This window comes from Catellatospora sp. NPDC049609, assembly GCF_040675365.1.
In the GTDB taxonomy this organism is placed as follows: Bacteria; Actinomycetota; Actinomycetes; order Mycobacteriales; family Micromonosporaceae; genus Catellatospora.
In genome coordinates, this window is sequence record NZ_JBFAOU010000011.1 from 86,876 (window position 1) to 95,065 (window position 8,190).

At 74.4% G+C, this 8,190-nt stretch carries 6 protein-coding genes and 1 pseudogene; 3 read left to right on the forward strand and 4 right to left on the reverse strand.

What is annotated here, in order from left to right; translation table 11 throughout:
* The first annotated feature begins 208 nt into the window (after nucleotides 1-208).
* Both AB0J67_RS05550 and AB0J67_RS05555 read left to right on the forward strand, forming a co-directional pair.
* Nucleotides 209-1,912, forward strand: coding sequence for a PP2C family protein-serine/threonine phosphatase (locus tag AB0J67_RS05550; RefSeq protein ID WP_363476559.1), 1,704 nt, complete (start codon nucleotides 209-211; stop codon nucleotides 1,910-1,912).
* The gene (locus AB0J67_RS05555; RefSeq protein ID WP_363476561.1) at nucleotides 1,909-2,952 is read left to right on the forward strand and encodes a cobalamin-dependent protein; all 1,044 of its coding nucleotides are present in this window, start codon (nucleotides 1,909-1,911) and stop codon (nucleotides 2,950-2,952) included. Before AB0J67_RS05550 ends, AB0J67_RS05555 begins: the two co-directional genes overlap by 4 nt.
* Nucleotides 2,953-3,081: 129 nt before the next feature.
* Here the strand turns inward: AB0J67_RS05555 and AB0J67_RS05560 are convergent, their stop codons facing one another.
* From AB0J67_RS05560 to AB0J67_RS05570, 3 genes are read right to left on the reverse strand one after another with little or no spacing between them, the layout of a single operon-like run.
* Nucleotides 3,082-4,320 (reverse strand): pyridoxal-dependent decarboxylase, encoded by a 1,239-nt coding sequence (locus AB0J67_RS05560; RefSeq protein WP_363476563.1) that lies wholly within the window; start codon nucleotides 4,318-4,320, stop codon nucleotides 3,082-3,084.
* Entirely contained in the window at nucleotides 4,317-5,150 is an 834-nt protein-coding gene (locus tag AB0J67_RS05565; RefSeq protein ID WP_363476565.1) for a hypothetical protein, read from the reverse strand. The genes AB0J67_RS05560 and AB0J67_RS05565 overlap by 4 nt, the downstream gene beginning before the upstream one ends.
* A 1-nt stretch (nucleotide 5,151) precedes the next feature.
* The gene (locus AB0J67_RS05570; protein ID WP_363476567.1) at nucleotides 5,152-6,603 is read right to left on the reverse strand and encodes an amino acid permease; all 1,452 of its coding nucleotides are present in this window, start codon (nucleotides 6,601-6,603) and stop codon (nucleotides 5,152-5,154) included.
* Nucleotides 6,604-7,134: 531 nt separating this feature from the next.
* Here AB0J67_RS05570 and AB0J67_RS05575 point away from each other — a divergent pair.
* Complete coding sequence (locus tag AB0J67_RS05575) at nucleotides 7,135-7,851, forward strand: hypothetical protein (RefSeq protein ID WP_363476569.1); 717 nt, start codon at nucleotides 7,135-7,137, stop codon at nucleotides 7,849-7,851.
* 62 nt (nucleotides 7,852-7,913) lie between these two features.
* Here the strand turns inward: AB0J67_RS05575 and AB0J67_RS05580 are convergent.
* Nucleotides 7,914-8,190, reverse strand: a pseudogene (locus tag AB0J67_RS05580) (hypothetical protein); the annotation flags it as partial.

Genomic DNA, 8,190 nt, shown 5'->3' on the forward strand with positions numbered 1-8,190 from the left:
GGGGAGGGCGGGTCCGGACGGGCCCGCCCTCCCGCACCCCACCCGCCAGGCCACACCGACAGCGGCGGCGACGGCCCGCCGGCGTCGCCGACGCTCAACGGGCGCGGCAAGTTGTGACCGCCGTCACGGTTAAACCCGTTCCTGTGGGGGTATTGGAGCGCGACCATCGGCGTCGCACGGTTCCGGGCGGCCGTGGCAGGGTAGGGGTATGAGCGAAGAGATCAGCACGATGCGGTCGCAGCACCCAACCGTCTGCGATCCTGTCGTCGCGGTCTCGCTCGCAGGCTCGGACACCGTCCCACGCCCTGCTCCGACGTCCGGAAACGGAACGGTCGACGGCTTCTCCCGGCAGCCGTGGGCCGAGCTGCTCGACGGCTCCGAGGAGATGGTCTTCGCGGTGGACCGCGACGGCCTGGTGCGCGTGGCCAACGCCGCGGCGGCGCGCCACCTCGGTCTCACCGCCGGCCAGGCGGTCGCCGCCACGCCCCTGGCCACCGTCCTGCAGGGACCGCCCGGCTCGTTCGACGCCGACCTCGACGACCGGCGGCTGCGCGGCCGCAGCGTGCCGCTGGGTGAATGGACCGCCTGGTATGTCCGCGACGTCACCGATCAGACCTTCCGCATCGACGCCCTGCTGGCCGAAAGGTGGCGCTCGGCGTTCCTCGCCGAAGCGGGCCGGCGTCTGGGCTCCTCCCTGAACCGGGCCCGCGCGGCGCGCACCACGGCCCTGCTGGCCGTGCCCGCGCTGGCCGACTGCGCCGTGGTGGTGCTCGCGGACCAGCGTGAGCTCGTATGGCACCGGGCCGACGTGGACGCCGAGGACCGGGCCGAGTCGACCGGCTCGCTGGCACGGTGGCGGCTGGAGCCCGACAGCGCCCTGGACCAGGCGCTGGCCGGCCTCACTGTGCAGGACGACCCGCGGCTCGGGGAGCAGATCCGCCCGCTGCTGGCCGACGGCTTCGGTGCGGTCGGCTCGGCGACGGTGCTCCCGCTGCCCGGCCACGGCGCTCCCGTCGGGGCGCTGATCCTGGCCAGGCACGCCGGCCGGGCGCCGTTCGAGGCGGTCGAGGTCCACCTGGTACGCCAGTACGCCGCCCGCGCGGGTGCGGCGATCAGCGCGGCCGCGCTCTACGCGGCCCAGGCCGACGCCGCGGAGCTCGTGCAGCGCAGCCTCGAACCGCCCGAGCTGCCGCAGGTGCCCGGGGTAGCCCTCGGCGCCGCCTACCGGCCCGCGTGGGAGCCGCTGCGCATCGGCGGCGACTTCTACGACGTGCAGGCCGGGCCGGACGGCGACTGGATGTTCGTGCTCGGCGACGTGTGCGGCAAGGGCATCGAGGCGGCCCTGCAGTCGGGCAACCTGCGCCAGAGCCTGCGCGCCCTGTGGCTGGCGGAGTCGCGCCCGCTGCGGCTGCTCGACCAGCTCAACCGGGCGACGCTCACCACCGGCGACCCGACGCTGGCCACGCTCGTGGTCGGCTCGCTGACCACCGGACCGGCCGGTGACGTCACGCTGACGCTGGCCACCGGCGGTCACCCGCCGCCGCTGCTGCTGCGCGCCGCGGGCGAGGTCGCTCCCGTCGAGCTCGCCGGCACGGCCATCGGTCTCGTGCCGGCCGCGCCGCTCGGGGAGACCCGGGTCGTCCTCGCTCCGGGCGACACGCTCGTCCTGTACACCGACGGCGTCACCGAGGCCCGGGGACGCGCCGCCGACCGGCCGTTCTTCGGCGCCGAACGATTCGCGACCGAGCTCGGGGCATACCGGGCGGCGCCCGCGGCCGTCATCGCGGAGCGGATCGCGCAGCTGGTCGCGGACTGGACCGGCGACCGGCTCCACGACGACGTGGCGGTGCTGGTGATCCAGGCCAGACCCGGACCGGCCACCCCGGATCGAGCGACGAGGGAAGACGTATGACCGCTGCCGTGACGACCGAGCACCGCGAGCACTACCTGGCGCTGGTGGGCCACGGCGACGAGGCCGCCGCGGTCGACTACGCTCTCGGGCTCGCCGAGTGCGGCGTGTCGCCCCGCGACCTCGTGCTGGACCTGATCGGGCCGACGCAGCGCCGGATCGGCGACCTGTGGGCGCGCGACGAGTGGAGCGTCGCGCAGGAGCACGCGGCCACCCACGTCAGCGAGCAGGTGGTCGCCGCCCTCGCCGCGCGGCACCGGCCGCGCCCCGATCGCGGCGTGGTGGTGGTCGCGTGCGTGGACGGCGAGTGGCACGCGCTGCCCGCCCGGCTGTTCGCGGAGGTGATCCGCTGGGACGGCTGGGACGTGCGCTTCCTGGGCGCCAGCGTCCCCGGGCCGCACCTGGTCTCCTACCTGCACCGGCACGGGCCGGACGTGGTCGCGGTGAGCTGCTCGGTGCCCACCCGGCTCACCTCGGCGCATCGCGTCATCCAGGCGGTGCAGGACGTCGGCGTGCCCGTGCTGGCCGGCGGCGGCGGGTTCGGGCCGGGCGCCCGCTGGGGCACGAAGCTCGGCGCCGACCGGGTGGCCGCCGACGGCCGGGCGGCGCTCGAGGTGCTGCGGTCCTGGCCGCTGCGCGCCGTCGCCGAGGTGAGCCCGCTGCGCGACTCGTTCGTCAGCGACGACGAGCACGTGCTGGTCGTCAAGCGGGGCGCGCAGCTGGTTGCCGTCGCGATGGACCGCCTGGCCGACCGCTTTCCCGCCGTGCACGGCTACACCGCCGCCCAGCGGGAGGCGACCGAGTACGACCTTGGCCAGATCGTGGAGTTCCTCTGCGCCGGCCTGTTCGTCGACGACGTCGAGCTGTTCCGGGCGTTCGTGTCCTGGCTGTGCGTGGTGCTGGCCTCCCGCCGGGTGCCGCCGGAGACGGTGGATCTCGTGCTCGACGTCTACCACGACGAGCTGTTCGACTTCCCGCGCGCCCGCGCCCACCTGGTCGCGGGACGCCGGCAGGTCCCCGCCGGACGGCAGGTCGCCGCCTGACGGCTGTGCCGACGGCCGGTGTGGGCCGCGGTCAAGGGGCGTGCGGCAGCCCCCGCCGGGAGCGGTGCGCCCCGGTGCGGCGCCGGTCACGGCGGACCGTGACGCCCGGCCGTCGGGGCTGACCGGCGGTCAGGCGACCTGTCGCTCCGGTGTTGCCGGGGCCACGTGGCGGCGGGCGGGCGCGGCGGCCGCGCTCGCGGTGCGCTGGCGCACCGGCCACGCGATGTGCGGGGAGCGCATTGCCTCGCGCAGGTCGGTCACGAACTCGTCTATCTGCCCGGCGGTGACCCCCGGCATGCACACGATGTGCGCGCGCCGGCCGTCGTCGGCCAGCACCCACTTGTCGCGGATCTGCGGCGGCGGGGTGTCCAGCACGACCGTGAAAGCGTGCGGGTTGAGGCTCGCCGGCCAGCCCAGCTTGGTGATCTCGTGATAGGTGTACGTCGCCAGCTCGCGCGCGGCCTGCGCGCGGGCACGCAGGCCCTCGGTGCCGAGCCGGGTGAACACGCTCCACAGGATCAGCGGGGTGTGCCCGGAGCGGCTGCCGCTGATGGTGGTGTCGGCGCTGCCGGTGTAGGTGACCCGCCCACCGGCGGTGTTGTACGGGGAGTCGACGTACACCAGCACCCCGCAGGGCATCAGCGTGGACAGGAACTTGTGCCCGCTGATCACCATGCTGGTGGCCCCGGCGGCGAAGTCGAATGCGGGCCGCTGCCGCGCGGGCAGCAGGGCCAGCGGGATCCCCGACAGCGCCGCGTCGACGTGGATGCGCCGCCGCACGACGGCGAGCTCGTCACAGACCTGCGCGATCGCGGCCACGTCGTCGACGGCCTCGGTCATGGTCGTGCCCGCGGTGGCCACGATCATCGCGGCGCGCTCGCGGCGCAGGGACAGCTGCCCGGCGAGGTCGTCCACGTCCATCCGGCCGGCGGTGTCGGCCCGGACGATCACTATGGGCAGCTTCAGGCGCCGGGCCGCCTTGACGACCGAGTAGTGGGCGGCCTGCGACGTGTAGACCACCACCTCGCCGTGGAAGGCCTGCCAGGCCTCGTCGAGGGCGTGTTCGGTGCCCTCGCTGGAGCCGCCGGTGACGTAGCCCCAGCGGCCCTGCGGGGCCCGCAGCAGGTCACCGACCATGTCGACGACCTGCTGCTCGAGCGTCTTGGTGTGGTTGCGGCCGTGCCCGGGGTCCCACGGGTCGCCGATGTTGTTCAGCAACTGGCCGGTCAGCCAGTCGCCGAGCTCCGGGTGGGCCAGGTCGGTCGCGCCGGGGAAACCGATGTCGTAGCGCCGGGCGGCCTTGGCCTGGGCCAGCAGCGCGTTCAGCGTCGGCCCGGGGTCGGCCGCCGCTATATGGGCGGGGCTCACCCCCGCCTCCGGCTTCCGTCTTCGCGGCGGGGCGGGGAATGGCGGTAGCTGTCGAGCCGGGCCGCGTCGGCGGCCCAGACGGTCTCGTGCAGCGCGCTCATGAACCGCAGGATGTGCGTGTCGCGTTCCTCGAGGTCGCGCAGCTCCCGGTCGGTGGCGTGGGACCACTTGTAGGGCCGCTTGCCCTCCCGCAGGTCCTCGGCCGTGGACCGGTTCCACGGGTACGGGCTGTGCCCGGGGGAGATCTCCAGGCTGTGCGTGGAGTGGATCTGGAACTCGCCGTACTCGGCCAGGCTGCGGCGCTCGCAGACGATGATCGTGGAGTCGGTCAGGATGATGCGGATGCTGCCCGGGATGTCGGAGTCGCTGCGCGCCACGGCCTGCGCGTGCGCCCAGGTGCCGGTGTAGGTGTCGAGGCTGGACACCGCGACCCCGGCGTAGACCGCGTCGACGGCCATGTGGTCGTCCCGGCGGTTGGTCAGGTCGCGCACGTCCCAGCCGGGCTGCCCGGCCTGCTCGGCGACCTTGCCGTTGAGCTCGTAGAGCAGCCGGGCCAGGTCGGTGGACTCGGGGCCTTCGAGCCACAGCTTGGTCGCCGCGGTCAGGTGGTAGAGCCGGGAGCGGCCGGGCCGGGTGTCGGGCTGGACGAACAGGAACGCGATGCCGTAGGCGGCCAGCGGGTCGCTGCGCCGCTTCTCCCAGGCGTGCCGGGCGTGCAGCGTGTTCATCTTGCGCATGCGTTCGATCGCGGACCGGCGCACGTCCGGGGCGGGGTCGTGCTGCTTGCCGTACGCGGTGTCGGCGTGGGCGCGGGCGCTGGGCATCGTCATGTCACACCTCCAGCACGGCGAGCCGGTGATCGGCGACCAGCACCGGGTCCGGGGTGCCCTGCCCGATCGCGGCCCACGCCTCGGGCCGGGACTTGCGCAGCAGCGTCCCCCACGCGAGTCCGGCCGCGCCGGTGGCGGCGATCAGGCCAGGCACCAGCCACGGCAGCAGCGAGCCGGGCGGGGTGCCCAGCAGGGAGGTCAGGTTGGCCGCCATCATGACGGCGACGAGCAGGCCGAGCACGGTGCCGAGCACCGGTGCCGCCTGGCGGACCAGGAAGCTCTCGTTGGTGCCGCCGCCGCGGGCGAAGAACGAGCGGGCCGACATGGTGGCCACGATCAGCAGGGACAGGATCGTCAGACCGGCGATGGTGGACAGCCAGGTGAACATGGTGGCCATCGGGTCGGCGCCGGCGAGGACGAACGCGCCGACGACGACCGCGGCGACCAGCGACTGCAGCAGCGAGCCGGCGCGGGGGATGCCGCCGCGCACGCCGCTGCTGACCGAGGCCAGCCCGGCGGGCAGCACGTTCTCGCGGGCCAGGGCGAACACGTAGCGGGCGACGGTGTTGTGGAACGCCACCATGGCGGCGATGACGCTGGTCACCAGCAGGATGTTGGCCAGGTCGATCACGCCGGCGCCGTAGATGTCGCCCAGCAGCGCGAACGGGCCCCGCTCCGGGTCGCGGGCGGCGTCGACGACCCCCGCCGAGCCGACCGTGACGCTGTAGGCGAGCGAGGCCAGCAGGTAGAAGCAGCCCAGGAACGCCACGCCGATGTAGGTGGCGCGGCCGACCGTGCCGGGCCGGGCCTCCTCGCCGAACGCGGGGGCGGACTCGACGCCGACGAACGCGGCCATCGCGAACGCCAGCGCGCCGGACACGCCCGTGGTGAGCAGGCTCGACAGCTCCAGCCCGGCCAGGTCGACGGTGCCGCCGGCGGGGTTGGCGAACGCGGCGACGGTGAACAGCGCGATCACGGCCAGCTCGACGGCCAGCAGCGAGCCGAGGATCTTGGCGTTGGTGGCGCCGCCGAGCAGGCCGAGCCCGCCGACGATGAGCCAGACGCCGGCCGCCCAGGCCCACCAGGCGCCGCCGGCGACGCCCGCCAGGGTCACCCCGGCCAGGCCGTAGAGGCTGATCTGGATCGCGTTGTAGCCGAGCAGGGCGACCAGCGCCCCGGCGACTCCGGCGGTGGGGTTGAGCCCGCGGGCCAGCAGCGCGTAGAACGGCGCGGAGTGCACGACGTGGCGGGACATGGCGACGTAACCCACCGCGAGCAGGCCGACGACGACGGTGATGACGGCGAAGCTCAGCGGGACGCCGACGACGCCGGTGAGGGCGTAGGTCGAGATGATGCCGCCGACGAGCACGGTCAGCGGGGAGGAGGCGCCCACCGCGTACACCCACAGCGCGCCCGCGCCGAGCGTGCGCCGGGCCAGGGTCTGCTGGCTCATCGCGTGGCCCCCTCGCGCACCAGTGCCCGCCGGCGGTCCGGTGGGCTGCCTGGCGGCAGGCTCCGTGGGACGGTGAACTGGTGGCGGGCTGCGAAGTCGGCCGACATGCGATTGCTCCTCTGGCTGCCCGGCGGTGGTGACGGGGTGATGCCGGGCCGATCGTGGTTCATGACGACAGGCCGGTCCACAATGGAGTCCGGCCTGTCCGTGAACGGTGCTGAACTGGAGTTTTGTGGCGCTTCCGACACGCCACAACAGAGCGTGACGAAGCAACCACAATGAAGCTAGTTGACTGACCCCGGATCCGCAAGATTCAGCGAAGTTAATTCCCTTTTTCGTCACACGGTCCGCACCGCGCGGCACACGGCTGCCGCATGCCGGGACGGCGACGGCGTTCTGGCTGGTGGACACCGGCGCGTCACCGATGTGGACGCGTCATCCAGGCTAACATCGTCCGTATTGGACCGGATCACCGGCCACTGTGGACAGTGGTTACCATGCGGGGATCATGAACTGTTCGAGGGATACGTGATGATCGCCAACACCCCGCAGGCGCAACGAGCCGCCCACGCCACGCCGTTCGGCGCCGAAGGACCGGCGGTCGCCGGCATGCGCCTGGCGGCGCTGGAGCGCGTGCGCATCGCCGGGGTGCGGCACGCCCAGGTCGTCTGGGAACGGCTCAGGGGCCAGCCGGTCGGCCCGCACGGGCTGGCGTTCCTGTACGTCAGCGCCGTCCCGACCGGACCCGGCGGGCACCGGCTGGAGGTCGAGGCCGCCACCCGCCTGTTCGCCGGCGGCGCGGACGTCGAGGACCTCCCCCGCCTGCTGGCCGAGCTCGCCGACCTGGTGCGCGGCCGCCGGGTCTTCGACCCCCGCCGGGAGCTGGCCGACCGGTCCGAGGTCCGGCCCGCCGCCATGTTCGGGGGCGTGGCCGCGTACTCGGTCGACAGCGCCGACCGGACCTGGGCGCAGGTGCGCGCGGCCGACCCGGCGCTGGTCGACCTGCCCGGCCGCAGCTACCTGTGCCTGGTCGACGGCACGCTGATCCTGGCCGAGCGGCAGGACCTCGCCGACTACCAGGTGCGCGTCCGCGCCACGCACCGGCTGCAGCGCCACCTGGCCCAGCCCTCCGACGGCCTGCGCCGCGACAGCATGCTGGCCCAGGATCCGGCCACCGCCCCCGTCTGGCGGGCGCTGACGGCACTGACCGAAGTGCTGGCCGAGCGCCACCCACGGCCGCCGCTGTAGTGGTCGGCACGGCAAGGGGCCGGGCCGCCCACGGGGACGGCCCGGCGCCACGGGGGAGCCGGTCAGATACGCACGTTGCTGAGCTGCGGGTCGCGCACCAGCAGCGGGTGCGGTCTGCCGTGCCCGATGCTGCCGTACACGCCCGGCTGGACCCGGCGCAGCCAGCGCGCCCACCCCAGCCCGGCCGCCGCGGCAGCCGCGATGACCAGGGCCGGGACGGCGGCCAGCGCCGAGCCGGGCGCCGCGCCACGCTCATCGCAGCCTCGCCGGGCCTCACTGTGGCCGGCCAGGCCGGCACCGGACGCGAAGCCGTCGCGCTCGCCGCCACGCACCGACCCG